The organism is Mycobacteroides immunogenum (genome assembly GCF_001605725.1).
Lineage (GTDB): Bacteria > Actinomycetota > Actinomycetes > Mycobacteriales > Mycobacteriaceae > Mycobacterium > Mycobacterium immunogenum.
The window spans coordinates 776851-803066 of record NZ_CP011530.1 but is presented as its reverse complement, the minus strand read 5'-3'; the positions used below and the strand labels follow the sequence as shown (position 1 = coordinate 803066).

At 64.6% G+C, this 26216-nt stretch carries 26 protein-coding genes, 1 tRNA gene and 1 pseudogene; 8 read left to right on the top strand and 20 right to left on the bottom strand.

From position 1 onward, the window contains the following. Window positions 1-5: 5 nt before the first annotated feature. The gene (locus ABG82_RS04070) at window positions 6-1121 is read right to left on the bottom strand and encodes a pyridoxal phosphate-dependent aminotransferase (RefSeq protein ID WP_078343942.1); all 1116 of its coding nucleotides are present in this window, start codon (window positions 1119-1121) and stop codon (window positions 6-8) included. Window positions 1122-1220: 99 nt separating this feature from the next. On the opposite strand from ABG82_RS04070, the gene ABG82_RS04065 reads away from it, so the two are divergent. Next, the gene (locus ABG82_RS04065) at window positions 1221-2036 is read left to right on the top strand and encodes an alpha/beta hydrolase (RefSeq protein ID WP_078343941.1); all 816 of its coding nucleotides are present in this window, start codon (window positions 1221-1223) and stop codon (window positions 2034-2036) included. Between the two features lie 52 nt (window positions 2037-2088). Continuing rightward, window positions 2089-2886: an alpha/beta hydrolase family protein gene (locus ABG82_RS04060; RefSeq protein ID WP_162269225.1), complete on the top strand. Its 798-nt coding sequence runs from the start codon at window positions 2089-2091 to the stop codon at window positions 2884-2886. On the opposite strand, the gene purD is transcribed toward ABG82_RS04060, so the two are convergent. After that, window positions 2883-4142 carry a phosphoribosylamine--glycine ligase gene (gene purD / locus ABG82_RS04055; protein WP_043079959.1) on the bottom strand — a complete coding sequence of 420 codons (1260 nt, stop codon included), beginning with the start codon at window positions 4140-4142 and terminating at the stop codon, window positions 2883-2885. The genes ABG82_RS04060 and purD overlap by 4 nt on opposite strands. A gap of 44 nt (window positions 4143-4186) precedes the next feature. Then, window positions 4187-4816, bottom strand: coding sequence for a TetR/AcrR family transcriptional regulator (locus ABG82_RS04050; protein ID WP_043079960.1), 630 nt, complete (start codon window positions 4814-4816; stop codon window positions 4187-4189). A 65-nt stretch (window positions 4817-4881) separates the two neighbouring features. Here ABG82_RS04050 and ABG82_RS04045 point away from each other — a divergent pair, with 65 nt between their 5' ends. Together ABG82_RS04045 and ABG82_RS04040 are read left to right on the top strand one after the other, a co-directional pair. Next, a complete protein-coding gene (locus tag ABG82_RS04045) occupies window positions 4882-6654 on the top strand; it encodes an N-acyl-D-amino-acid deacylase family protein (RefSeq protein ID WP_043079961.1) in 1773 nt (590 codons plus the stop codon). Further along, window positions 6651-7496 carry an alpha/beta fold hydrolase gene (locus tag ABG82_RS04040; RefSeq protein ID WP_043079962.1) on the top strand — a complete coding sequence of 282 codons (846 nt, stop codon included), beginning with the start codon at window positions 6651-6653 and terminating at the stop codon, window positions 7494-7496. Before ABG82_RS04045 ends, ABG82_RS04040 begins: the two co-directional genes overlap by 4 nt. A 3-nt stretch (window positions 7497-7499) precedes the next feature. Here the strand turns inward: ABG82_RS04040 and ABG82_RS04035 are convergent, their stop codons facing one another. After that, window positions 7500-8393, bottom strand: coding sequence for a LysR family transcriptional regulator (locus tag ABG82_RS04035; protein WP_043079963.1), 894 nt, complete (start codon window positions 8391-8393; stop codon window positions 7500-7502). Window positions 8394-8465: 72 nt separating this feature from the next. Here ABG82_RS04035 and ABG82_RS04030 point away from each other — a divergent pair, with 72 nt between their 5' ends. Together ABG82_RS04030 and ABG82_RS04025 are read left to right on the top strand one after the other, a co-directional pair. Next, window positions 8466-9443 carry an EamA family transporter gene (locus ABG82_RS04030; RefSeq protein ID WP_043079964.1) on the top strand — a complete coding sequence of 326 codons (978 nt, stop codon included), beginning with the start codon at window positions 8466-8468 and terminating at the stop codon, window positions 9441-9443. A 9-nt stretch (window positions 9444-9452) separates the two neighbouring features. Next, on the top strand, window positions 9453-9857 hold the full coding sequence (locus ABG82_RS04025) for an HIT family protein (RefSeq protein WP_043079965.1): 405 nt from the start codon (window positions 9453-9455) through the stop codon (window positions 9855-9857). Here ABG82_RS04025 and ABG82_RS04020 read toward each other — a convergent pair. Next, window positions 9829-11343: a sensor histidine kinase gene (locus ABG82_RS04020; protein ID WP_174544327.1), complete on the bottom strand. Its 1515-nt coding sequence runs from the start codon at window positions 11341-11343 to the stop codon at window positions 9829-9831. The genes ABG82_RS04025 and ABG82_RS04020 overlap by 29 nt on opposite strands. Window positions 11344-11374: 31 nt before the next feature. After that, window positions 11375-12115, bottom strand: coding sequence for a response regulator transcription factor (locus ABG82_RS04015; protein WP_109475921.1), 741 nt, complete (start codon window positions 12113-12115; stop codon window positions 11375-11377). Window positions 12116-12231: 116 nt separating this feature from the next. Between ABG82_RS04015 and ABG82_RS04010 the strand changes: the two genes are divergently transcribed. Beyond that, window positions 12232-12981: a hypothetical protein gene (locus tag ABG82_RS04010; protein WP_043079967.1), complete on the top strand. Its 750-nt coding sequence runs from the start codon at window positions 12232-12234 to the stop codon at window positions 12979-12981. A gap of 9 nt (window positions 12982-12990) precedes the next feature. On the opposite strand, the pseudogene ABG82_RS27480 reads toward ABG82_RS04010, so the two are convergent. The 5 genes and pseudogenes from ABG82_RS27480 to ABG82_RS03990 all read right to left on the bottom strand — a co-directional run bounded on the left by ABG82_RS27480 (window position 12991) and on the right by ABG82_RS03990 (window position 16513). Beyond that, window positions 12991-13396 (bottom strand): annotated as a pseudogene (locus ABG82_RS27480) (HNH endonuclease). 44 nt (window positions 13397-13440) lie between these two features. Beyond that, window positions 13441-13512 (bottom strand) — tRNA-Thr (locus ABG82_RS04005). Between the two features lie 61 nt (window positions 13513-13573). After that, entirely contained in the window at window positions 13574-13921 is a 348-nt protein-coding gene (locus tag ABG82_RS04000; RefSeq protein ID WP_043079968.1) for a YidH family protein, read from the bottom strand. Continuing rightward, window positions 13918-14955, bottom strand: a complete 1038-nt coding sequence (locus ABG82_RS03995; RefSeq protein WP_043079981.1) for an NAD(P)/FAD-dependent oxidoreductase — start codon at window positions 14953-14955, stop codon at window positions 13918-13920. The genes ABG82_RS04000 and ABG82_RS03995 overlap by 4 nt, the downstream gene beginning before the upstream one ends. 145 nt (window positions 14956-15100) lie before the next feature. Beyond that, window positions 15101-16513 carry a PPE domain-containing protein gene (locus ABG82_RS03990; RefSeq protein ID WP_078343928.1) on the bottom strand — a complete coding sequence of 471 codons (1413 nt, stop codon included), beginning with the start codon at window positions 16511-16513 and terminating at the stop codon, window positions 15101-15103. A 167-nt stretch (window positions 16514-16680) separates the two neighbouring features. Between ABG82_RS03990 and ABG82_RS03985 the strand changes: the two genes are divergently transcribed. Further along, window positions 16681-17487 (top strand): class I SAM-dependent methyltransferase, encoded by an 807-nt coding sequence (locus tag ABG82_RS03985; protein ID WP_043079982.1) that lies wholly within the window; start codon window positions 16681-16683, stop codon window positions 17485-17487. Between the two features lie 36 nt (window positions 17488-17523). Here ABG82_RS03985 and ABG82_RS03980 read toward each other — a convergent pair whose 3' ends face one another. The 9 genes from ABG82_RS03980 to scoE are packed head-to-tail and all read right to left on the bottom strand — an operon-like array spanning window position 17524 to window position 26156. After that, the gene (locus ABG82_RS03980; protein ID WP_043079970.1) at window positions 17524-17748 is read right to left on the bottom strand and encodes a heavy-metal-associated domain-containing protein; all 225 of its coding nucleotides are present in this window, start codon (window positions 17746-17748) and stop codon (window positions 17524-17526) included. Between the two features lie 58 nt (window positions 17749-17806). Beyond that, complete coding sequence (locus ABG82_RS03975) at window positions 17807-18097, bottom strand: WXG100 family type VII secretion target (protein WP_043080603.1); 291 nt, start codon at window positions 18095-18097, stop codon at window positions 17807-17809. A 24-nt stretch (window positions 18098-18121) separates the two neighbouring features. Continuing rightward, the gene (locus tag ABG82_RS03970; protein ID WP_062826675.1) at window positions 18122-18412 is read right to left on the bottom strand and encodes a hypothetical protein; all 291 of its coding nucleotides are present in this window, start codon (window positions 18410-18412) and stop codon (window positions 18122-18124) included. A gap of 39 nt (window positions 18413-18451) precedes the next feature. After that, window positions 18452-18760 carry a PE family protein gene (locus ABG82_RS03965; protein WP_043080191.1) on the bottom strand — a complete coding sequence of 103 codons (309 nt, stop codon included), beginning with the start codon at window positions 18758-18760 and terminating at the stop codon, window positions 18452-18454. A 33-nt stretch (window positions 18761-18793) separates the two neighbouring features. Further along, complete coding sequence (locus ABG82_RS03960; RefSeq protein WP_043080192.1) at window positions 18794-22957, bottom strand: AMP-binding protein; 4164 nt, start codon at window positions 22955-22957, stop codon at window positions 18794-18796. Continuing rightward, window positions 22954-23205 (bottom strand): acyl carrier protein, encoded by a 252-nt coding sequence (locus ABG82_RS03955; RefSeq protein ID WP_043080193.1) that lies wholly within the window; start codon window positions 23203-23205, stop codon window positions 22954-22956. Before ABG82_RS03955 ends, ABG82_RS03960 begins: the two co-directional genes overlap by 4 nt. After that, window positions 23198-24706, bottom strand: coding sequence for an AMP-binding protein (locus ABG82_RS03950; protein ID WP_043080194.1), 1509 nt, complete (start codon window positions 24704-24706; stop codon window positions 23198-23200). The genes ABG82_RS03955 and ABG82_RS03950 overlap by 8 nt, the downstream gene beginning before the upstream one ends. A gap of 29 nt (window positions 24707-24735) precedes the next feature. Further along, window positions 24736-25290, bottom strand: coding sequence for an FcoT family thioesterase (locus ABG82_RS03945; protein WP_043080195.1), 555 nt, complete (start codon window positions 25288-25290; stop codon window positions 24736-24738). Then, on the bottom strand, window positions 25287-26156 hold the full coding sequence (gene scoE, locus ABG82_RS03940; protein WP_043080196.1) for a (3R)-3-[(carboxymethyl)amino]fatty acid oxygenase/decarboxylase: 870 nt from the start codon (window positions 26154-26156) through the stop codon (window positions 25287-25289). Before scoE ends, ABG82_RS03945 begins: the two co-directional genes overlap by 4 nt. Window positions 26157-26216: the final 60 nt, after the last annotated feature.

Below are 26216 nucleotides of genomic sequence, written 5' to 3'. Positions count from 1 at the left end.
TGAGGTCAGCCCCGGCCCAGCCGCTCCAACGCCTCTGCGATCTCCCCCGAACTACCCGCGAAGCTCAACCGGATTGTCCGGTGGCCAGCCACGGTGTCGAAGTCGATACCGGGCGCGATCGCTACCCCCGTGCGCGCCAACAAGTCCGCACACCACCGCTGGGCGTTATCGGTCAGGTGTTCAATATCGGCGTACGCGTAGAACGCGCCGTCGGGCGGGGCGATCTTGGTGATGCCCGTGGCGGCAAGGCCGTCGATGAGCAAGGTCCTGTTGATCGCGTACCGGCGTACATGCGCGTCGAGTTCGGCGCGGGCTTCGGAACTGAACGCCGCGAGCGCTCCGTACTGCGAGACGGCTGGCGGGCAGATCGTGAAATTGGAGGACAATCTATCGACGGCCCGCAAGAATCTACGCGGCACCAGCATCCAGCCCAGCCGCCAACCGGTCATCGAGAAGTATTTGGACACCGAGCCCATCACTACCGATTCTCGGCTGAATTCCCATGCACTGGAGGTCTTTTGATCTCCATAGGAAAGTCCGTGGTAGATCTCGTCGGAGATCAACAGGGTGCCGTTTGCCTCGCACCACAGCGCGATGGCCTCCAGCTCGGTCGCATCGATGATGGTGCCGGTGGGGTTGGCGGGACTGGCGACGATCAGGCCGGCAGGCGCCCTGCCGTCCGCCTGCGCAACGGCCTCCAGCATCGCCACCGTCGGCTGATATCGCGTCTCGGGGCCACAATCGATCTCGGCGACCCGACAGCCCAGCGCGGCAAGACAATTGCGATAGGCAGGATACCCAGGCCGGGTCATCACCACGGTGTCCCCCGCATCGAAGGCGGCCAGGAACAGCAGCGTGAATCCGCCCGAGGAACCGGTGGTGACGACGACGTCGTCCGCGGTGACCTCGATTCCGGAACGCTCATGGTGGTATCCGGCGATCGCGTCGCGCAGTTCCGGCAGACCGAGCGTCTCGGTGTAGCCCAGCACACGGGTACCGAGCGCCTCCCGCACCGCGTCCAGTACCACCGCGGGCGCACCCGTCGACGGCTGCCCGGCCGCCAGGGAGATCATGTCGCCGTGCGTGCGCTGACGCGCGGCCGCCGCCGTGAGCACATCCATGACGTAGAACGGCGGAACGTCCGAACGCTGCGAGAGACCGGCCACGGCTGCGACGCTATCGAATGTCTGGATCCGAACAGAACCGGCATGATGGTCGACATGCGTGACCTGTCCCGACGCTCATTACTCAAGCTCGGCGCGGCTACTGGTGCCGGTGCCGCGCTCGCCGCTCTCCCCGGCCCCGGCGCCCTCCCGGCCCGCGCCGACGGTGCCATTACCGCCGGCTCGTTCGTCTCCGCGGCGCGCGGCGGCGTCGGCACCGAATGGCGTATCGCCAGGCCACCGGGGGTCACCGGACCCATCCGGCCCATCATCGCGCTGCATGGCAAGGGCCAGACGGCCGCCGGCGTGATGGAAGGCGGCGTGGAGAACATGCTGGCGCAGGCGGTGGCCTCGGGCGCCAAACCTTTCGCCCTCGCCAGTGTCGACGGCGGCGGCGGGTACTGGCACAAGCGCGCCTCGGGCGAAGATTCCGGCGCCATGGTGCTCAACGAATTCATCCCGCTGCTGGCACAACAGGGGCTGGATACCTCGCGGGTGGCATTCCTCGGTTGGTCCATGGGCGGATACGGCGCCATGCTGCTGGGTTCGCGCCTCGGCGCCGGCCGCACCGCGGCCATCACCGCCGTCAGCCCGGCGCTGTGGACATCCTCGGGTGCGACGGCACCGGGCGCTTTCGACGGCGCTGAGGACTACGCCGCCAATTCGGTGTGGGGCCTGGCCGCGCTGAACTCCATCCCCCTGCGCATCGACTGTGGTGACAGCGATCCGTTCTACAGCGCCACCAAGCAGTTCATTGCCCAGCTTCCGACGCCTCCCGCGGGCGGCTTCAGCCCCGGCGGCCACGACGGCGCATTCTGGAGTTCGCAGATCGGCGCCGAAATGGCCTGGATGGCGCCGCTGCTCACCGCCTAGCGCGGCCGATTAGGCCTCGACGGGTTTGCCATCCGCTGGCATCATGGCGGAGGTGTCACCCCTGTCCCGTCGTCAGCTGCTGCGGGCCGGCGCCGCGCTCGGAGCCGGTGCGGCGCTGCTCCCGACCCTCGCACCCCCGGCACAGGCATTCGGTGAGGTCACCACCGGCTCATTCGTGTCGGCGGCCCGCGGCGGTGTCGAAACGGGGTACAAGATTGCCCGGCCGCCGGGAGCCGACGGTCCGCTGCGCCCGGTGATCTTGCTGCACGGCCGCGACGAGACGGCCGACCGCATGATCGGCTGGGGATTCGAGAACATCGTCGGAGGAGCCGGCGGTGCTGCCGTCGCGGTCGCCGCCATCGACGGGGGCAACAGCTACTGGCATCCGCACGAGTCCGGTGACGACCCCGGCGCCATGATCATCAACGAGTTCCTGCCGCTGCTCGCCGACGAGGGGATGGATACCTCGCGCGTCGCCTTTCTGGGGTGGTCGGCCGGTGGCTACGGCGCCCTACTCAACGGCGCGCGCCTCGGCGGGCCGCGAACGGCCGCCATCGCCGCGGTGGGCCCGGCGTTGTGGACCACATACGATGCGGCCACCCCGGATGCCTTCGATGGCCCGAAGAACTGGTCCGACTACTCGGTCTTCAATCTTCCGCAGCTCGACACCATTCCGTTGTGGGTGTCCTGCGGCACCGAGGACCGGTTCTATGAAGCCGCCAAACTGTTTGCGTCCGAACGTAAAACGCCGCCCGCCGGCAGTTTCGGCCCGGGCGGGCATGACGGCGATTACTGGGATACCCAGGTATCTCCCGCGCTGAGCTGGATTGCGCCCATTCTGGCCGGCTAGATGCTGATACGCCCTTCGGCAGCAGCCAGCCCGATATCGCTGCGAAAATGGCTGCCGGGCAACCGAATTGCCTCAATCTTCGCGTACGCATCGGCGCGCGCGGCCCGCAGGTCGGCGCCGGTGCCCACCACCGCCAACACACGACCGCCCGAAGACACCACGGCGCCATCCTCACGACGAGTCGTTCCGGCGTGGAGCACACCGTCCGCCTCGGAACCGGCAATCACGTCGCCGGTGCGCGGCCGCAACGGGTAGTTCTCGGCGGCAAGCACCACGGTGACGGCGCTACCGTCCTGCCAGCGCAGCGGTCCGAAGTCAGCAAGGGTTCCGGTCGCGGCCGCATTCAACAGCTGACCCAGCGGCGATTCGAGCAGTGCGAGTACCGCCTGAGTCTCGGGATCGCCGAAACGGCAGTTAAATTCGACGACCGACGGGCCGTTCGAGGTGATCGCCAACCCGGCGTACAGGACTCCAGTGAACGTGCTGTCGCGCTTAACAAGCTCGGCGGCAACAGGTTTGACGATGGTGTCGACTATCTCGGCGACCATTTCGGCGGGCAGCCAGGGCAGCGGGGTGTAGGCCCCCATACCACCGGTGTTGGGGCCGGTATCGCCGTCGCCCACTCGCTTGTGGTCCTGAGCGGGCAGCAGCGGCACCACCGTCTCGCCGTCCACGATGCACAGCAGGGACACCTCGGGCCCGTCGAGGAAGGACTCCAACAGCACCGGGTGCCCGTCGTCGAGCAGGCTCGCGGCATGGGCACGGGCCGCCGCGCGATCATCGGTGACCACCACGCCCTTGCCCGCGGCCAGTCCGTCATCCTTGACCACCCAGGCCGGCTCGCCGGCGAACCGATCCAGGGCGGCATCCAGATGCGCTGGGTTGTCGACGATTTCACTGCGCGCGGTGCGCACACCGGCAGCCGTCATGACGTCTTTGGCGAACGCCTTGGAACCCTCGATCCGCGCGGCGGCCGCCGAGGGGCCGAAGCAGGCGATACCCGCGGCACGCACGGCGTCGGCGACGCCCAGCACCAATGGCACCTCGGGGCCGATGACCACGAGATCAGCGCTCAGCTTGGTGGCCAAGGCCGCGACCTCGGCACCCGAACTGATGTCGACGGCATGCTGTTCGGCCGCAGCCGCGGTGCCCGCGTTACCCGGCGCTATCGCCAGATAGTCCACCTGTGGGTCTCGCTTGAGTGCGATCGCCAACGCGTGTTCACGACCACCGGATCCAATAATGAGGACGCGCATGCACGAGACCCTATCGGTCGGGGCAGCCCCCGCAACGGGGCAGGCTAGGCATCCGAGCGGTATCCCCGCAACAACTTGGCCAGTAACTCGTCGCGCCCGGCAACCAACTCGGGGTACGGACGCAGCGTCTTCACCAGCGCCTCACCGTCGAACATGTCGGTGATCATGAAGACCAGCGTGATGAGCTCGGCCTCGGACAACCGGTCCGTGCCCGGGACGGATCGCGCCAACTCGACCATCTGGGCGCCGTACTCGGCCACCGCGACCTGCAGAGTCTCCCGCAGCTGAGCGTCGGTGCGCGCCGCAACCATGAGCTCGTACAGCACGGCATTGATGGGCTCCTCCTTGAGCGAGCGCATCACCACCATCACATCCTCGAATTCGGTGAGGCGATCTCCCGCCCGGTCGAACTGGGCCCGCACCGTGGCCAGCTGACGGCGCAACGTCTCGCGCGCCACCTCGGCCATGAAGTCACCGACCGTCGGGAAGTGCCGGAACAGCGCCCCGTAGGACAGCCCGGCATTGCGCGCGATCTTCTGCACCGACGCGCGTGAATATCCCAGTTTGGCGATGGTGTCGATACCGGAATCGAGCAGCTTCGCGATGGTTGATTCACGGCGCTCGGCCTGGGTGGGACTCACAAGGTCACCGTAGATCACGTTGGACCATGTCACTAAGGATTGTGATCGGTTGCCATCTTTTCTAGACTGGGCCTATCACCCAACGAAGGGCAGCCCCCATGTTCGACCTCATCATTCGTGACGGCCTCTGGTTCGACGGAACCAACTCCGAGCCACGTAAGGCCAATCTCGGCATCAAAGAGGGGCGGGTAGCCACCGTCTCCACCACCGCGCTCGACGAGACCGATTGCCCCGAGGTGATCGACGCCGGCGGCAAGTGGGTGCTACCCGGGTTCATCGACATCCACACCCACTACGACGCCGAGGTGCTGCTCAACCCCGGACTGGACGAGTCGGTGCGGCACGGCGTCACCACCATCGTGCTGGGCTGCTGCTCCATGTCCACGGTCTACGCCAAGCCCGAGGATGCCGCCGACCTCTTCAGCCGGGTGGAGGCGGTGCCGCGCAAGCACGTGATCGGCGCCCTCAACGAGTTCCAGGACTGGACCGATCCGGAGAGCTACGTCAAGAAGATCGATGCGCTGCCGCTCGGGCCGAATGTGACGTCCTTCCTTGGGCATTCAGATCTGCGGGCTTCCGTCATGGGATTGGGCCGGGCCACCAACAACTGGTCCTTCCCCACCCGCAAGGAACTCGACCGCATGGCCGACATGCTCGACAAGGCGCTCGACGCCGGGCTGCTGGGCATGTCCGGCATGGATGCCCCCATCGACAAACTGGACGGTGACCGCTACCGCTCACGCGCCCTGCCGTCCACGTACGCGTGGTGGCATGAGCGCTGGCGCCTGATCAACGTGCTGCGCAAGCGGGACCGGGTGCTGCAGAGCGCACCCAACATCAACAACCCGCTCACCGCGGTGTTGTTCTTCCTGTCCACGGGAACCCGTTTCTTCAAGCGCCGCAAGGCCGTTCCGGTGAGCCTGCTGGTGGCAGCCGACTCCAAGAGCATCAAGGGCGCCAATGTGTTCTTCAGCGCCGCCGCCCGGATCGGCAACAGGATCTTCAAATCCAATGTGAAGTTCCAGCACATGCCGCTGCCGTTCACGCTGTACTCCGACGGTATCGACCTGCCGGTGTTCGAGGAGTTCGGCGCCGGCACCGCCGCCCTGCACATCCGCGAGCAGCTGGAGCGCAACAAGTTGATGGCCGACGAGGGATACCGTCGCAAGTTCCGGCGCGAGTTCGCCATCAAACGTCACAAGCCTGGCCTGTGGCACAAGGACTTCTACGACGCCGTCATCGTCGAATGCCCCGACGTCTCGCTGGTCGGCAAGACCTTCGGCCAGATCGGTGACGAACGCGGTATTCAGCCGCTGGACGCCTTCCTCGACGTCCTGGTCGAGAACGGCGAGAAGAACGTCCGCTGGACCACTACCGTCGGAAACCACCGCCCCAAGGTGCTCGATGAGATGGCCAAGGACCCCAACTTCCAGATGGGCTTCTCCGATGCCGGTGCGCACCTGCGCAACATGGCGTTCTACAACTTCTCGCTGCGCTTCCTCAAGCGCATGAATGACGCGCAGAAGGCCGGAAAGACCATTCTGCCCCTGGGGCAAGCGGTGCATCGCCTCACCGGAGAGCTGGCGACGTGGTTCGGCCTGGATGCGGGCTACCTGCGCGAGGGCGACCGTGCCGATTTCGTCATCGTGGATCCGGAGAAGCTCGACGGCGCCGTCGACGCCTACAACGAGGCGCAGGCACCGTTCTTCGATAACCTCTCGCGCATGGTGAACCGCAACGATGAGACCGTGGTGGCGACCGCGGTCAGCGGCAAGGTCGTGTTCCGCCTCGGCGAATTCATCGAGGGATACGGGCACGACCTGCAAACCGGCCGGTACCTGAAAGCCGGTGAAAAGCTCGCCGTCCGATGAGCAGGCTAACCACCTTCACCAATGACGGACTGACCTTCGACGTCATCGATGAGGGTCCGCTCGATGGCCCGGTCATCGTTGCGCTGCATGGTTTTCCCGAACGCGCGACCATGTGGGAAGAGGTCATCCCCACGCTGACCGAGGCCGGGTTCCGGGTGTTGGCTCCCAATCAGCGGGGCTACTCCCCCGGCGCCCGCCCCGTCGGCGCCCGAAATTACGCCCTGGACAAGCTCGAAGGCGACATCATCGCGCTCGCCGATCAGGCCGAAGTCTCCACATTCCATGTGCTGGCACATGACTGGGGCGCGGCGGTGGCCTGGCAGCTCGCCGGAAACCACAGCGACCGGGTGCGCACCTTGTCCGTACTGTCGGTCCCGCACCCACGCGCATTCCAGGACGCGATGCTGCGTGGCCAGATTCTGCATTCCTGGTACATGCTGCTGTTCCAAATCCCCCGACTTCCCGAATGGCTCTTCAGCTTCAACGAGAAGGAGTCGTTCAAGAAATTCGGCAAGTCGTGGATGAAGGTCTCCGACCGGCTGGCCGAGCGCATACGTGAACTGTTCAGCGAACCCGGCGCCACCACCGCAACAGTGAATTGGTATCGGGCAATGCGTTATTCGCTGCGGTCGCCGGCGCGGTCTTCCCGGGTGCCCACCCTGTTCATCTGGAGCGATGAGGATTCGGCCGTCACTCGCGCGGCTGCCGACGCCACCCCCAAGTATGTCGACGCGCCCTATCGCTTCGAGATCTTCGAAGGGGTATCCCATTGGATCGCCGAAGAGCGGCCCGCTGAGACCTCGGCGCTGGTCCTCGAGCACATCGCCGAGCACTCCGCGTAACGCCTACCGGGATTCCAAAACCGCCGCCGCGTCCCGCAGCCCCCGAATGGTCGCTGCGATGGCCGGACGGTGCTGCGCGCCGGGCCGGGCCAGCACCTCATAGAGCCGCGCGGCGCGCACCTCGCGGATGACCACCCTGGCCACCCGCGGGCTCCTGCTCACGTATCGCGGCATCAGCGCGACCCCATGCCCATGGGCCACCATGTCCTCGACGATCTGAAAATCCTTGAACCGAAACCGGACTCGCGGGCGGATTCCGGTGGAAACCCCCAGCGAGACCAGCACGTCGTCAACCGGGAAACCTTCCGGGACACTGATCCATGTCTCATCGGCAAGCTCGGCCGGTGTCACCGAGTCACGTGTCGCCAACGGGTGATCCCGGTGCACCAGCAGATCGATGGGCTCACGCAGCAACGTCGTCGACCACACCCGGGGCGACTGCATGGCCGCGGCCCGCTCGTCGCGGTGTGTGATGACGACGTCGTATTCGGTGAGCAGTCCGGGCGCCTCGCTGTAGGTGACGTCCTCATCGCTCGGGCGCACGTCCACCGCACCGTGTACCGCTGCCACCACCCTGGGCAGCAGCAGGCCCGCACCGGACGGGAACGACGCCACCCGCACCACTGGCTGCGTGCCCTCGCGGTACGTCACCATCTCCTCGGCCGCACGGTCGACGGCGGCGATCACCTCGTCAGCACGTAGCACCAGCGCACGGCCCGCCTCGGTAAGCGCGATACCCCGGCCGTCTTGCCGCAGCAGGGCCACGCCTGCCTCGCGCGCGAGCACCTTCAGCTGCTGTGAAACCGCCGAGGGCGTGAGACGCATCGCGTCCGCCACCTCGCCAACGGTGCCGCGATCGGCAAATTCGCGCAGAATCCGCAGGCGGCGCACATCCATGAAGTAAAACTACATGAATAGTGCACATTAATTAGATTGTGCTGAATCGATCCACTACGCAGGATCAACGCCATGACAACCCGGCACCGTCTTCTCGGATTGACCGTCGCAGTGCTGTGGGGACTGAATTTCCTGGCCATTCACGTCGGACTGAATCACTTCCCGCCGTTGTTCTTCGCCGGACTGCGGTTCGCCGTGCTGGCACTGCCGGTGATCCTCTTCGTACCCTGGCCGCGGGTGCCGGTGCGATGGCTCCTGCTATACGGGCTGGGGTTCGGCACAGTGCAGTTCGCCTTCCTGTTCCTGGCCATGGCCAACGGAATGCCGACAGGCCTGGCCTCCCTGGTCCTGCAGGCCTCCGCGCCCTTCACCGCGATCCTCGGTGTGTTGCTGCTCGGCGAACGGATGTCGGGCCTGCAGGTCGCCGGAATCTCACTGGCTGTCGCCGGCATGGCACTCATCGCAGCCGACCGCGCGATACACGGCGCGTCGGCAGCCGTGGTGCCGGTGATCTTGACGCTGATCGGCGCCCTGGGTTGGGCCTTTGGCAACATCGCGAGCCGAAAGGCCATGCAACACAACACCGATCCGCGCACACCGCTGAGACTCACCCTGTGGATGTCAGTGGTGCCGCCGATCCCACTGTTCACCCTGTCCGCGTTCATCGAGGGGCCGGATGCCGGATGGAAGGCGCTGACCTCCATCGGGACGCACAACGGGCTGATCGCGGTGGGTGGCCTCGTCTACATCGTGGTGCTGGCCACCATCGTCGGCCTGGGTCTGTGGACGTATCTGATGGGCCGGTACCCGGCCAGCCGGGTGGCGCCGTTCTCGCTGCTGGCACCGGTCGTGGGTATCACCGCATCATGGCTTGCCTTGGGAGAACAACCAACCGCCCTCGAACTTGTCGGAGCGGTGGTGGTTATCTCCGGCTGTCTCATCGGGATGACCGCACGCCCCGCATCCGCTCACACGGCCGGGCACCGCGGCACGCCCGAGCCGGAACCCCGTGAGCTGTCTGCCGCCGGTGCCACCCCCGCGGGCCACTAACCTGTTGGCATGTCGAGTGTGTTCACGAAGATCATCAACGGAGAGCTGCCCGGTCGGTTCGTCTACGAGGACGACGACGTCGTCGCGTTTCTGACCATCGCCCCCATCAGTCAGGGCCATACCCTGGTGGTGCCGCGCGCCGAGATCGACCAGTGGCAGGACATCGACGCTGCGCTCTTCGCGAAGGTGAACGTGGTGGCGCAGCGCATCGGCCGCGCCATCCGCAAGGCCTTCGACGCCCCGCGCGCCGGGTACATCATCGCGGGCATGGAAGTACCGCACCTGCACGTGCACGTATTCCCGGGGTACCAGCTGACCGATTTCAGCTTCGATAACGCCGACCCCAACGCCTCTGCCGAGTCTCTCGATGAGGCGCAGGCCAAGATCAAGGCTGCGCTGGCTCAGATCGACTAACCCGCACAATCTTTGGCTCCGAATCGGAGGAGCCGCGCTCCTCCGATTCGTTGATGTCGGGCTCATCGGCGTCGTCATCGGTCATATCGGCACGCGGTAGTCGTACCTCGAATCGGCAGCCTTGCCCGGGGGCGGTGTGCACCGTGACCGTGCCACCGTGCGCGGCGGTCAGCGCATCGACGATCGAGAGCCCCAGCCCGGTGCCGCCGCTGCTGCGGGTGCGTGAAGAATCCGCGCGATAGAACCGTTCGAAGACCCGCTCGGCGTCGGTCTTCGTCATACCCGGTCCGCCGTCGATCACCTCCAGGACGGCATCGTCTCCTTCGGTGCCGACCCGGACCCGCACGGCCGCGGTGGTGTGTCCCAGCGCGTTACTGACCAAATTGCCGAGTACTTGCCGCAATCGGAGTTCGTCGCCGATGACCTCCGGGGTGCCCGGGCCGTCGAAGACCTCCAGCTCGACATCGCGTTCGGGCGCAGTGGCCTTCGCATCGTGAACGGCGTCGGTGGCCAGCACCAGCAGATCGACCAGCCGCTGTTCCATGGGCCGATGCGCATCCAGCCGGGCGAGCAGCAGTAGATCCTCTACGAGCTGTCCCATACGGGTTGATTCCCCTTCGATGCGCCCCAGCACCAGTTCGGTGTCGGTCGCCGCACCCTGCCGGTACAACTCGGCATAGCCCCGGATGGTGGTCAAGGGGGTGCGCAGTTCATGGCTGGCATCGGTAATGAAGCGGCGCATGCGTTCCTCGGAGGTGCGGGCCGCCTTGGCGGACTTCTCCGAATCGGCCACCGCACGCTGAATCTGCGCGAGCATTCCATTGAGCGCCAACGACAATCGGCCCACCTCGGTACGCGGATCACGTTCGGGCACTCGGCGATCGAGATGACCCGCGGCAATATCGGCCGCTGTCGCTTCCACCTCGCCCAGTGGCCGCAGACTCCGGTGCACCAACCAATATCCCGCCACGCCAAGCACAGTCAGCACAGCGATACCGATCGCCACTTGCAACCACAGCAGATCCCGGACCGTAGTACGGACATCGGTGATATCGCGCGCGACCGTCGTGTAGCCACCCATCGCGTCATGCCGGGACACCGCACGCCATTCGGTGCCACCGTCCGACGATCGCACCGTCACCGGCCGGCCGCCCACATCGTTATCGGGCGGCAGGTCCGGATCGGCACGGGCGCGGTCGTTGAGCATGATGACCACCCGCCCGCGATCATCGGTGGTGCGGATGAAGAACAGCGAGGGGGGCCGATGACGAGTGGTCTCGAAGGCCGGCGGCGGGGGTGGCGGCCTATTGGCCCACCCGTTCGCGGCGTCGATCAGCTCACGATCGGCGCGGTTCATCATGGTGCGCTGCATGGTGGTGGTCACCGCGATACCGGATGCCACCAGCCCCAGCGCGACCAGAACCAGAGTTCCGACCACAAGGCTCACCCGCAGCGGTACACCCCGACGAACGCCGGGAACTGCCACTAGCGGCGCCTACTGCTCTTCGCGCAGGCACTCATCGCGGCTCGCGTAATACGTATCCCACACCACGAAGCGTATGTAACAAACGCTTCTCACCGTTGTCGATCTTGCGGCGCAGATATGAGACATAGGACTCGACAACGTTCACGTCGCCACCAAAGTCATACCGCCACACATGGTCGAGGATCTTGGGCTTACTGAGCACCGTGCCCGCGTTGATCATGAAATAGCGCAGCAGCGTGAACTCGGTGGGCGAGAGCGCGACCGGCTCACCGGCCTTCCACACCTCGTGGGTGTCCTCGTCGAGTTCGATATCGGCGAAGCTGAGCCGCGACTTACGAGCGGGCTCGGAACCCATGCCCGATCGACGCAGGATCACCCGCAGCCGTGCAACCACCTCTTCCAGGCTGAAGGGTTTGGTCACATAGTCGTCGGCGCCGAGCGTCAAGCCCGCGATCTTGTCCTGCAAGCCATCACGTGCCGTAAGGAACAACGTCGGCGCATCGATGCCATCGGCCCGCAGCCGGCGCAGCACACCGAAACCGTCCATCCCCGGCATCATCACGTCGAGAATCACCGCATCCGGGCGAACCGTGCGGGCCAAATCCAGCGCGGCAGCACCGCTATCGGCGGTATAGACATCGAAACCCTGGAATTTGAGACTGACCGAGAGCAGCTCGACGATGTTCGATTCATCGTCGACCACCAGCACCTTGGCGGGAGTGGTGCCGTTAGCGGAGAAAGTTCCTTGATGTGTCTCTGTCGTGATGCTCACCGTACACAATCTTCCCCCTGAAAATTTCAGTGTGCTGGATCTTCGCTGTGAGCTTCCTGTGAGTTCTTCACAGGAGATTGTCAGCCAACCGCGTGAAGTCGCCCTAGAGTTATGCCATGAAGCTGGTGTCGCTGATCACCGCGCCTCTCAAGATTTCGCTGGCCGTTGCCGACACCGGCCTGGCCGTGGCATCCAAGGCCATCGATACCGGACGCCAGATCCTCGCCGAACTGCCCGACGGACAGCCACACGAGGGGCGGACAGACACGGCCGGGGCGGGCCTGGTGGGCACCGTTGAATCCCTGATGGGGATGGCCGGGCGCAAAAGCCCCCTGCACTCCGCGATGAAGGTCGCCGAACTCATGGAAGAGGACAAACCGCTGGGCCGGGCGCTGCGACCGGGCGGACCGGTGGAGCGCGTCATGGCACCCGGCGGGCTTGCTGACCGTCTCACCGAACCCGGTGGCGTCCTGGACCGTTTGTTCGCTAAGGATGGACCGGTAGATCGACTGACTTCACAGGATGGCGCGCTGGACCGCGCCCTGGCCCCCGGCGGTCTGGTCGACCAGCTGCTTGCCCAGGACGGAATCCTGGAAAGGTTGATGCGGGAAGAGGGCGTGCTGGACAAGTTCACTGCCACCGACGGCCCCCTGCAGCAGCTGGCCAATCTATCCGAGGTACTGACCAAGGCCGCACCGAGCATCGACGCGCTGACCCCTACCGTCGAGCTGCTGACCGATACCGTCTCGGCCCTGAGTTCGGTGATGAGTCCGCTGGGCGGATTCCTGCCGCGCCGGCGTCCTTCGCGGCCGTCGAGTTCACCGCGGCCGGTGCGGTCCGAACGGGTCATCGACGGGGAGGCATAGCGGCCTGCGCTAATACGACTTCCCGTCGGCGTAGCGGCGCCGACGGGAACTGCGGCCATTGCCGCGGTTGCGGCTCTTGTAGGTCGGCAGTTGTGAGTCGCAGTTAGGGCAGACGAGACGCAGGTTGTCGCGACAAATTGTTGGCCGGATTTCCGTCGATATGGTCCAGGACGAGGACGAGTGGAGAGTCCTGCCAGATGCTCGCTCCACTACAGATCGCGCAGCGGCCCGATTGAGCATCTGCGAGAAAGAGCCGGATGAAGTGGCCCTGCTCGCTGCGCACCCGGGCATCGCCGGACTCGAGCCACAGTCTGGTACTCGCATCGCGACGGGCTGACGCCTGACAAGCGTTGCCGCAATAGATCTTCTGGCTTCGCCTGGAAAGCAGTGCGTCACAACCAAGGCACCGCCTCATGGGCTGAAACTACGTGACGGCACCGACATGCCGAGATTGCGTTGAGCCCCCTGTCAGGATTGAACTGACGACCTTCGCTTTACAAGAGCGGTGCTCTACCACTGAGCTAAGGAGGCAATCGAACGTGCAACAGCTTAGCGGTCTTCACGGACGGCCTCGCAAGGGTCTCCCCGTGCCTCAGCCCTTGAGCAGCAGCGCCACCAACAGCACCACCATCCCCAACAGCAGCACACTGAGGAAGGTCGGCATGTGACTCGGTGGCAGCGCCAGATCCCGGCGCATGGCCTCCTGCACCCGGCGGCGCCTTCGCGCGGCCGCCATGGCCAGCAGACCGCCCGTCACCACCAGAGCAATGCTCGCCACATGCCGGGCGCCCGGGATTCCGAACTCCGGCACGAACTGCATGAGCGCGACGCCGCTGGCGATCAATGCCAGCGACGTGCGCACCCAGGCCAAGTAGGTCCGTTCATTGGCGAGCGTGAATCGGTAGTCGGGCTCGGTGCCCGCGATCTCGTCGGTGATCACGAGCCGTACTTCAGCCACAGCGGCAGAGTCTTGTTGAGGCGGTCCATGAATTTCTGCAGCCCCACCCGGTACTCGCCGAATCCCATCGGGTCAATTCGGTACTCCGGGAACGCAATTCCAATACCGAACAGGCCAGGTGCGATAATTCCGTTGGCCGCATTACATTCCAGGCGCCCCCACTGCGGTGCGGCGGGAATGGATCGGGGACTGAATCCGACCGTGTACACCGCGTAGTCGCAACTCTGCAGCAGCTCCGGGAATTCGGGGCTGTCGACGAGGCACCGTTGCAGCCGGTCCGGCAGCACACCGTCGATGTTCTCGCGAGCCCAGCGTGCGGCCTCGCCCTTGAGCCCGGTGTCGTCAAACAGTGTCCAGTCACCCATGTCCACCGCATAGCGCAGCGGCCCACGGTAGAAGTTGATGACCTTGGCAGCCGGACCCGCCAACAAGTTCGGCAGCGCGATCATGCTGGAGTGCGATGAGCCGAACACGGCAACGGTAGCGCCCTCCAACGGCTGCTCGGCCAGCTTCGCCGGATCCAGCGCCACCTCGATCGGAATCTCATTCAGCCATGGGTAATCGAGCGTCTTGGGAGTGGACCCGATGGCCAAAATCACGTTCTTCGAGGCGATCTCGCCCAGTTCGGTCTGTACCGTCCACCGGCCGCCGTGCAACGACAGCCCTGTCGCACTGGTGCGCAAGGCACTCACCTGCCCGCACAGCTGCCCGGTGACCCACACCAGCGGGTCCGCGACCTCACCGAGCCGGCAGGTGTCCATGGGCGCCAGATCGTTCAGTGCGAAATGCGGTGCGTGGGCGAATCGGAAGGACTCCGCACCCGTGAGGTAGTTGATGAACAGCTTCACCGACGTATTGCTCGGCACCGCACGCCATTTGGCACCCAGGTCGCCTACTGCGAACTCCGGATCGATCCAGGCGATTGATGCCGGCTCCACCCCGTGATCAATGAGCTTTCCCACTGCCGCAATTCCTGCGGGTCCTGCTCCGATCACTGTCCATCGGTACTCGCTCACCGTTGCGCCCTTCTCTGCGAAATCCAAGAACACCGTCGCTGTTGCTTGCGGTGCTGTCTTCGATTGTTCGGCGCGAAGAGGACCCCGAGTAGAGGCCAATCCGGGAGCAGCTTCTAAGATTTACTTATATACGCAGGTAGTTGACCTAAGACTCGTCAGCTCTCTCGGCCTCCCAGGTGCTCGGCAGCATGGGAACAACCTGCCTGCTGTCATCGGAAGAAAGCCTGACCGTTCCGGCCGCCCGGGCGTCGGCTCTGGCCGAGGCAGTGCCCGCGAACCCGAGAGAACCTGCGCCCCGGCTGGTCGCGACATGCTGCGGAACCTCAGCGGTGGGCGCTAGATCCATCTTGCTGGTTTCTTCTAAGTACTCGTGACGCCGACCGCCCGCCCTGGCCTTGTTCTTGGCACGCGATCTGCGCCGGGCCTGCGCCACCACCGCAGCGCTCAACGCGGCGGCGGCATCAACGGTGTCGACAGCGGGCTCGGAGGATTTGTCCGTGCTCCTGGGGCCGAAGCTCACTGCCGGCGGCACCAAACCCGGTATCGCATAGCTGATTCCCGCTGATGGCGCGGGCGCCGCCGATCCCGCCTGCGCGGGTGCGCTGGGTGCGGGCGCGGGCGCCGAGGAACCTCCCGACGGTACGACGGACGAGATGGAGATCGGCACCGCAGCAAGATTCGCGCCGGCGTGTGAGTGTGAAAGAGAGCGGGGCACGGGCCGGTTCTCCACCGGCGCCACCGGCGCGGATACCGGCGCGGGCTCCGGCCGCAGATGCATCAGCGCAGCCAGGCCGCTCAGCCCGCTCAGCGCCGGAATGAGGAAGGGCAACAGGTACGACGCGTAGTACGGGTACCACAGCAGGTCATAGAGAAACAGCATGATCACGGCGAGTATCGCTGACGTCGCCGGATTGAATCCCATCTTCTCGAACCACTGCTGAAAGCCCTGCAGCATCTGCATGATCTGCTCCGGCGAACCCAGGGGAGGATTCGATTGGTCACTACTGGCCTCACCCCCGGGACTGAGTATCGAGGGGGCCTGCTGGGTCGGCGGGATCGCCGATGTCGTGGCCTCTGCGGTCGCCTGATAGGCACTCATGGTCGCAGCTGCCTGCACCCACATGCGGACATAGTCGGCCTCGTTGAGCGCGATGGGAATGGTGTTGATCCCAAAGAAATTCGTACCGACGAGGACCCCATGCGTGACGTGGTTGGCGGCCAGCTCAGCGAGCGTGGGCATGGCCGCGAGTGCGCTTCCATAGGCAGCTGCGGTTGTTTCATGTTGGGTAGCAATGACACTGCTCTCGGCGGCGGCCTGTTCCAGCCAGGCCAGATAGGGCAGATGGGCCGTCACGTACTCGGCGGCACTTGGGCCCTGCCAACTACTCGCCTGCACCCCGGCCAGCACCTGAGCCAGCTCCACGGCGGTGCTGGCATAGTTGCTTCCCATCTCCTGCCACTGTGCGGCAGCGGCCAGCACAGCACCCGGGCCGGGACCGGCACTCAACAACGCCGAATGCACCTCCGGAGGCTCCGCCATCCATATCGGTGCCGTCACGCGCCGCCTCCCTGCCGAATGGACGCAAACTTTTTCACGTCTCCGTGGGAGTAGTCGGTCTGGTCATCAAAAAGTTCCCGGGTAATCAGAATCAGCGTCCGGAATCACATTTCTCGTTGTGCGCCATGAATTCCCACCTGGTGTTGCCGTCCCGTACAGTCGGGCTCATGTCAGTCATCGATGTTCGCCACCTCGACGGCGTATCCGAGACAGCACTGCTGACCTTGCATCAGCGGGCAACTGAGGCGGCACGACCGAACGGCATCATCGATGACCCGGTGGCCGTCGCGCTGCGCGCCAGCGTCGACTACGACTTCGCGCACTTCGGCCGCACCCACCAGGCGACGGCCTTGCGTGCCTTGATATTCGACAAGGCCACCCGGAATTACCTGGATCGCCGTCCGCGTGCCACCGTGGTGGCATTGGCCGAGGGGCTGCAGACAAGCTTCTGGCGTGTCGACAACGGCGAGCTGACGTGGCTGTCCGTCGACCTCGAGCCCATCGTGCGGCTACGGCAGCAGCTACTCCCCCGATCGGACCGGTTGCATTACTGCGCGCAATCCGCTCTGGATTACTCCTGGATGGATCGGGTAGACGACTCCGAGGGGGTGCTGATCACTGCCGAGGGTCTGTTTCAGTACCTGGAGCGCGATCAGGTGTTCGACCTGATATCTGCTTGTGCGCAGCGCTTTCCCGGCGGCACTCTGGTGTTTGACTCCGTGCCCAAGTTTCTGAGCACACATTCACAGCGCGGCATGCGGCTCAGCGAAAATTACGTTGTGCCGCCAATGCCGTTCTCGTTCACCGCGAACCAGTACGGCGAGCTACGCGCCATCCCCGGCATCCGCAGCGTTCATGAACTACGGATGCCGGCTGGACGCGGCAAGATACTGCGATGGGCCCCTCCATTGCTGTACGCGATCCCCGGCCTTGACCGGTGGCGCGCACCTCATACCGTTGTTGAATTCGGCTGAGGTATCGGCGATTCGGGCTCGTCTGCGCCAGTTGGACTATCCGGCGGCGACGGCGAAATCGCCTCCGGCACGCACCAGCGTGTCATGTACTTCTTCGACAGACAGCATGCTGTCGGTCAGCACACGCACCGTCGAGGCACCCTTGGGGTCCAGGTCTACCGAAACCTCACGCACCGGTTCCAGCGCCGTCAGCGCCTCCGTCACGCCCATCACACACGAGTTGCAGTGCATGCCACTGATGGCGAAGATCTGCTCGGACATATTCGTTTCCTCCTAAATTACTTATTCACAACAGATTTGATAAGAGCACCCGGAGTGGCTATGCGCCCCACTTGGCTCCTTCGGCCATGTCGCGGGCGTTCATGGACAGGGTGTTGGTTTCGTGGGTGGAGCCCATGGCGCGGTAGGAGCGGATGAGTTCTTCCATGGCGGTGTTCCATTGGGCCTGCCAGGCGGCCTGGCTCATGGAGGTATCACCGTGCCAGACGGCCTGCAGGGAGGCCTGCTGGGCGGCCAGGTCCGCGCCCAGGGCGGTCAGCACACCGGCATAGGTGTTCATCTCACCGGCGTGGGCCAGCATCGCGGGGTAGTTGAAGGTGATCTGCGACATGCGTGTATCTCCCTAAGTTGGTTTCTAGACGCCGTAGCGGCTGGCGGCGGCGACATCCTCGGCCACGTAGGTGGCCGCGGCATCTCCGAGGTTGATCTGTGCGATATCGAGTAGCGCGTTGACCTTGGCGGCCACTTCCACGAACCGGGCATGGGCGGCCTGGAAGGCCACCGAGGACTCACCGACATGGAACGCCTGGGCCGACAACGCCGCCGACTCCGCCTGCGAAATCGTCGAACGCATCAACGCGGTCTTGGCACCGAACGTGCCCTCCGAAGCCACCAGGGCCGGAATATGTGCATCAAGCAAACTCATGAGATTTCCCTTCTTCGATGGTGGTGGGTGTGCCGGGAACTACGCGATTCCCGGCATATACGTTGCGGCCGCGCTCATATCGCCGACCGTGTAACTTGTCGCCGCCTCGGTAACCCCGATACCGGCCCGTCCGAGCTCAAAGGCGGCGGCATTGCCTGCGCCGGTGCGCTCGATGCCGTGGGCACTGAACAGTGCCGCACTCTGGATCGAGACCGGGTCGGCGGCCGGCGGCATCACCGCACCGATCACCGGTGCGGCGGCCGCCTGTACCGCCGCGAGCCGTGCGGTCAGCGCCTCCACCGCAGCGCTGGCCGCGGCCAAACCTTCGGGAACGACGTTAAGAATCATCGGCACTTTCCTCCTTATTAGGCTGTCTGACGGTCATCGAGAACGTCCCTGTACCAGCAGATCCCGGATTGATGCGGGTATCGCGGACAGCTCGGTCACCGAAGCCGTATCGAGCGATAGGGTCCGGTGTTTCGCGAGATAGTCGGCGTAAGTGAGCGATCCGAGCCGCAATCCCAAACCGGCCCAAGCATCGATTACCGACCAACGGCGTGGATTGCGTTCAGCCCAGTCGCTGCGGTCCAGCTGACGTTTCCATTCCTCCAGCCCCAGCTTCTCCAGGCCGAAGCCATGAAGGAAATCGGCGTAGACGACGGGCAGACCGCGCATCACCGTCACTCCCCGGCCCAGCGTTGACTGTCCCGCTGCCATCCCCAGGATGGACCGGGCCGCGGTAACACCGGTGGTCACTTCCTCGGTCAACGCGACGGAAGGGTAGGCCTGCAACGCAATACACGCGTCAACGACCGACACCAGAATATCGGCGCCGGCGCCCAACTGGCCGGCTTCACCGAGCACCCTGGGTAGCCGCACCAGCGTGAAGTCGAGCTCGCTCGGCGAGGCCGCGACAACCAGTTCGGCCAGCGCCTTGGACGCCGCGTACGGGTACACGGCCTCACGCGGATCGGTGACCCGCGCTTCCGCGGCCTCGACATTGACCACGAAGGTCGACATGTGGATCAGCCGCGCACCCGCCGTCATGCTGGCATCTACGGCAGCAGATACCCATTCCACGTTGGCATCTCGAATATCGCGATAGGGGGCCAGCACATTGGTGTTCCCTATGCAGTTGACCAGCGTGCTGGCACCGGATGCCCGCAGCAATTCGTCCAGCATCCCAGGATGAAACTCGGCCCCGAGACGGGCAATCCTGACGCCACTCATGCCCTCGAGCAGCGGCCAAGGTCCACCGTCCGGCAGCTCTGATCTCGTGACCAAGATGACCTCAGGGCGCAGCGAGCCTTCGCGTTTGAGTTCCAGCGTCGCACGCGCGAAGCCGGTGCCGACAATCCCGGAAGCCCCGAGCACGACGATGGGCCCATCATCAACAACCTGCGAGTCATTGCCGCACCACGTCGGGGCGGGCCGGGCGTTCATCATCCGTTCTAGATCGGCGGCAATATCGGCGGCAAAATCCAGGGCTGCCAGCTCGTCCACTGTCGCGCCCGCCGCGGCGAGATATGCGGCGCTGTCCGCGCTGATGAGATCCAACACGGACAGTTCACGGCCAAGGTGCTGGCGTGTGGCCGGCAGGATTCGGATCAGGTCGAGCGAGCCGACTCCCTCGGCCAGAAGCGAGGACTCCGCACCGATCTGCCGCCCCAGCAGGCCGCTCCAGATCCGGGCGAGCCCAGCCGCCACCTCGTCGGCACCTGCCGCGTCCGGAACCGCTTCCACAAACTGCGGCAGGGTGCGCAGACCGTCTTTGTCCACCTTGCCATTCGGCTTTCGCGGGATGCTCGGCACACCGACAACGAAGAAGGAGCCAACACCCAGGCCTACCAGCTGGCGTCTGATCCGCGCCGCAGATTCGGTGCCGTCCGAGCCCTCGCGCGCCTGGAACCACACGGCCAGCGCGCCGTTGTGTTCTGCCACATCGACATCGGCCACTGCGGGGTCTTCGGCTAGGCGCCCGATGATCGCCGCGGTGTCAATCCGCCTCCCCGCAATCTTCACAATGGCATCGCGGCGCCCTGCGAACGACGGAAATCCGTCCTCATCGAATACGACACGATCCGCTGTCGCGAAGGCCCGCAGCGGTGCTCCACCGCCGGTGCTGACCACGCCGAAGCTCTCACTGCGCATGCCCAGATAGCCAGCCGAGACCGCGGCACCCGTGATAACGATTTCGCCGAAGGCGACAAAAACCGTGTTCGGTACCACCGGCGAACCCACACGGAGCCAGTCGGAGCCGTCCCCCGCTGTGATGGGTAAGTGGGTGACCACCACCGTAGTCTCGGTGGGTCCATAGCTTGAGATGATCGAAATATTGCTGCTATGAGGGCATTTCAGCCATTGTTCCACAGCGCGGGTACGGATTGCTTCGCCACCGACAATCACCTGGCGCACACCGGAGCAACCGATCGCGGCCAAGGTCTCGTCGTCCTCGCACAACAGATGCCACACCGCCGTAGGCAGATCGATCAGGGTTGGCCGGAGCACCCGGATATCGCGCACCAAGGCACCGACGTCTCCGGACTTCATTGCCGCCGAACGGACGACCTCCGCACCGCATATCGCGGCGGCGAAGATTTCTTCGACACTGATATCCGATGTCAGCGGGGCGCATTGCAGAATGCGGTCCTGCGGGCGCCAACCGTACGCGCGGCAGGCAGCGTGGGCGAAGAGCGCAAGAGCACCATGGGAGACCGGCACCAGCTTGGGTTGTCCCGTCGATCCCGAGGTCGCCATGATGTACGCCGTCTTGTCGGCCAGGTCACCGTCCCGCGTAACCTGATCCATCCGCTCGGCAACGTTCGCCCGTAACGATGCGTCCGGCGCCGCGGGCGTGGTGGCGGCGACATCGATCACATGCGCGGTGATACCGGCTGAGTGCTCCACAATCGAATCAGCGCGTACGGCAAGCTCGGTCTCGCTTTCGCACACGCTGTAGCCGCAGCCGGCGAGGTGGCATGCGATCAACAGGTCCACAGTCTTGTCGGTGTCGTCATCGACACAGACGACGATGTCGCCGGGGGCGACATCGTCGGCAATCAGCCACGCGATCCATGGCTCGACAAATCGCCGCCCCCGCAGAGATTGTGCCGCAACGGATTCGATGTTCAGGAACCAGGCGCGTGCCGCCACGGGGGATGGGCCCGCAGGGTCATCGCCTCGGCGACGGGCGCCGTCCGGGCCGATCCCGAACCACTCATTGACCGCCATGGCTATCGGCATATGCCACATGGCCGTCATCGAACCCAATGCCGCGGCGATCCTCTCGGCAACCCATGGGTGCGCGCTTGTGCTCGGCACATCGTTCCGGTGCCAGATCGACAACGTGAGAGTACGCCGGTCCTCGTCCGCGACGCAGGACACGGTCATACCCTCTACCGGGCCGATATCCGTCACGTAGGGCGCAGCCGAGAGATACGGGCGCAGCGCGGGCGCGCATGTCTCACGGATGAAGTTGAAAGTCAGCGCTTCGACATGCGCAGTCCTGTTGATCGCCAGATACATTCGGCGGTATTGCTCTTCACGGAGCCACCGTCGCCTGGAAGCCTTCACATACTCGCGATCCAGGGATCGCGCAACATCCTCTACCGAGGCAAAGACAGGAAACCGGACCGGGTGTGCGACGGAGTTGACCAGACAGGTGGCCACGTCCAGGCCGGGCTCGCCAAACCTGTTGTCCACCGCGTGAATCAACAGCGTCTGAGCGCTCTGCCGCAAGCTCGCGTCCACCGCGACGGCCGCCGCGGCCACCAGAATATTCAGGGGTATCTGTTTGGTCTCGGCGAGCGCGTCAATCGCGTCGAATGCCTTGCCGGATAACGTGACGGTCTCCAGCAACACTCCTTTGGCGGCACCCACCGTTGTGCCGCCAGAACCTTGTCCGTACCCGCGGTGCCGGGCCGCCTCGGAGAGTTCACTCTGAATCGCCGCTCCGAAGCGTCGCAGTGATTCCGCCGCCTTGGCGGACTCTCGACTATGCGCCGCCACGATCCTGGCCAATCCTTCACCGACACCGGCTGGTTCGCCATCTTCCGGTTGCGATAGTCGCCGACCGAGATCGGCCTCGATCACACCGATGGCGCCCCCATCGAACAGCAGGTGATGCGCCTGAATATCCAGGCCGACCACCTGTCCGTCTGGCCCGGTACGCACGGTGTACCGCACAAGCGGTTTCGTGGTGAGGTCATCGGACCACAGAATCACCAGTTGCTCCGCGGTCCGTGCGGTCAGATCATCCTGATCCGGGGCGACCGTCGCGATGTCGCTGAACTGCAAGCGTCGTACCAGTTCTGGATGTCCGGCACCCTCCTGCGCGGGCTCCAGCACGCACAGCTGTAGAGGATTGGCGGCTACGGCCGCTTCCAGCGCTGATAGGAATGCGGATAATTCGATCGGATGAAGCCGAAAGCTCTTCCCGATCAGGTACAGCCCCGGGTCGCCGGCCTGCACCGCACCGTTGTACATGTTCTGCTGGGAGCGACTCATCGGCACGCGGTCTACCTGCGGCTCCACGGCGACCGTCATGTGACGCCCTCCGATTGCCCGAGCTCCAGCATCTGGGTCCACCCCGCGACGGAAAGGTCTGCAACCAAACGCTTCTGCAGATCCGAGCCGCGGGTCACGTCCAGTTTCTTCATCAGCAGCACGAATCGGACCGAATCCAGCCCCAGTTCTCGAAGATCGGTCGAGTCGCCGTCGAAGAGCTCGGATTCCGAGATGTACAGCACCTCGCACACCGCCGCCAGAATCCGGTCTCTCGTGGTGTCAGACACGCGTGTCTGCCCTGTTCAGCGTGGCGGACAATGACGACCGCATCACCTTGCCGGACTTGGTCCGTGGGATGTCGTCAACAATGAGGATCGTCGACGGCCTGGCCATCGACTCCGACTCCGCCCGGTATCGGGCGGCGATCCGTCGCTTCAGCTCGGCCGTACCCGTGCTGTCGAGATCGGTGGCGGACACTACCGCCAACCCCACCCGCGCTCCGAACTCCTCGTCCGGTATCTCGTAGCACGCCGCTTCACGGACCCCCGAGATGTTTTCAGCGATTCGATCGACCTCGTCCGGTATCACGTTGACACCGCCGGAAATGATCATTTCCGAAGAGCGGCCCCGGATGTAGAAGAACCCGTCGTCGCGCTGTTCCACCAGATCCCCGGTGTTCACCCAGCCGTCGGCCAGCACCTCCCGGGTGCGATCGGGATTGCCCCAATAGCCGAGCATGTTGGCCGGCGATTTGATCCACAAAGTGCCGTAGGAAGCAGACTCCGCGCCTGCTCGCGGCCCGGCGGACCCTTCGCCGGAGAGGAAGGTCTGCACACCCGGGTAGGGGCGCCCCACCGCACCTTCCTCAATCCGGGCAATCGACTCGCCGTCACTCGGCAGACACAGTGCGGTACAACCTGTTTCACTCAACCCGTAGACCTGTGCCGTCCGCACTCCGGCGGCTTCGATGAATCGCACGTCGGCAGGAATCGCCCGCGAGCCGCCGTAGGCGATGAAGCGCAATGCGGGAATATCGCCACCGGTGAGCTTGAGTTCCGACACAAGTCTGGTCAGCAGGGTCGGCACCAGACATGCGGTGGCCACACCATTGTCGACGAGCAATTCCAGCAGCGAGGCCCCGCCCTCACCCCCGGTGACGCACGAAGCGCCGTGCATCAGCCCGTTGAGAATCCACCACAGTCCACCGATGTGTGTCGCGGGCAGTGGCGAATAGGTCGTCTCCCCCGCCACCCAATCAATCCAGCCCAGTGCGTGTGTACGCAGGATGTCCGGGATGGCGAAGAACGTCCGGTTGGGCAGCAGCACGGCCTTCGGTTCACCGGTGGTTCCGCTGGTGAAGATCATGGCGAGTGCGTCGTCGGCCCCGCTGCCGAGGTGCGCTGTCAGGTCATCCGTTTCGCCACCCGAGGCCCGAACTTCGGCGTCGCCACCCGCGATGATCGCAGCGGGATCGGTTACCTCGCAGAACCGCGCGACGGTCGCCGCCGGGAGGGCGTCGTCGACCATGACCGCGATAGCCCCGAGTCGCGCACAGGCCAACACCGACAGGTATGTCTGGGGCCCGTTGTCGGAGAGGATCACGACACGAGAACCTTGGTTGACCGAGTGGGCGCGAAGGCTCTCCGCAAGGGCTTCGGCAGCACCGATCAGCTCGCCGTAACTGATGACACCACTGCCATCGCTGCGGCACAAAGCAATTGACTCGGGCCGCGAGTGAGCCTGCTCGACGATCCGTTCCCACACGGTGGGCGGCGGTGACTGGGACATGACGGTGGGGATGGCTTCCTGTCAGAGGGCTACGGAATGTTGAGAACCGCGATGTCGAACTCTCCGGCCGCGGATCCACCGTTCTGGTCCCAGAATTCGATGGTGCTGTGGAACTGGAGGTAGCGCCACGACCGGTCGACGATATGGAAGTCCCGTGCCTGCAGGCGCGCGGAGAACTGCCGTGGATTGACCAGCCTGCGAAACCGCGACGATGTGCTCTTGATCAACATGCCGGAGAGCTGGTTCTCGCAATAGTCATCGATCGACCAGCCCCGGAATGCCCAGATATCGTCGTTGATAACCCCCTGCGCGAAGGCGCTATAGGCCAACTGGTTGAAACACAGCACCAGCTCCACCGCGTTGAAGTGGCCGGTGCTGCGGATGTAGGCGGACTCGTCGATCGAGAAATTTCCCTGCGCGTGCACCGCGTCAGAAGTGATTCCGTATTCGGCATCGTTGAGGTAGCGGCATCCCTTGTACGAATACGGTTCCAGGACTCTGCTGAGCAGCGCCTCGGACATCGGTGCCATGCCCGCCGAAGGCAGCCCGGTCTGTACCGACAGTGTCGCGGCTACCGCGCTCATGCCGCGAATCCCGGCGCCTCGAGGCCGTCCAGCATGGTCAGACGGTACGTCGTCAGGGTGCCCGAGACCGTCCCGTGTTTGGCGCGATGCACCAGAGAGCGATTGTCCCACAACACGATATCCCCCACTTCGTAGTGCTGCGCATGGATGAAATCGGACGCATAATCGGAGTCGAGCTGGCCTGATGCCTCCAGGAGCTGCTGCAGCAACTCGGCATCCTGAATGCGACCGGCTTCGTCCTCGATGGTCTCGGTACCGGCTTCGCAGATGTAGAGGATCTCTTCCCCGGTCTTCGGGTGCTTAATCACCGTGGGCCACTTCTGCGGAGGCGTGGTTCGCTCGATCTCGGCCAGGATCTCCCCGATCGGACGGTAGACGTCGCTGGGGCGAATCTTGATGTAGCGGCGCGGAGTGTGTGTGCTGAACGTCCCCCGAGCTGCCTCCTTTGTATTTGCAGGCAGCGATTCCCACACCTTGCTCAGGTCGATGAAGTAGGTTCCGCGGTCGTGCCCCGGCACCGCCAACGGCAACACCATGGAGAACGCGAACGGTTTCGGCATGAACATGTAGTCCACGTGCCAGAACGCGCCGGTTCGCGGAACTCCTTGGCCCTCTTCGGTAGAAGACACAAAGATCTCGGGGTGATCCTGATGATGATAGACGGGCTCGTAGTAGGGCACGATCTCGCCGATCAGCCGCCCGAGTTGGATAAATTGCTCGGGCGTGGGGTGCACACCCTTGAGGACGACGAGCTTATGCCGATAGACGAGTTCGCGGATCTCCTCGGTGGTGATGCCATCCAGCTTGCCTGGATCAATTCCGGTGACCTGCGCCCCCAGCCCCTCGCCCTTCACGTTGAGCGTCATCGACTCCCTAACCTTCTCGCGGATTTGACTGACTAATGCGACTAAGGGAGCAGTCGATCA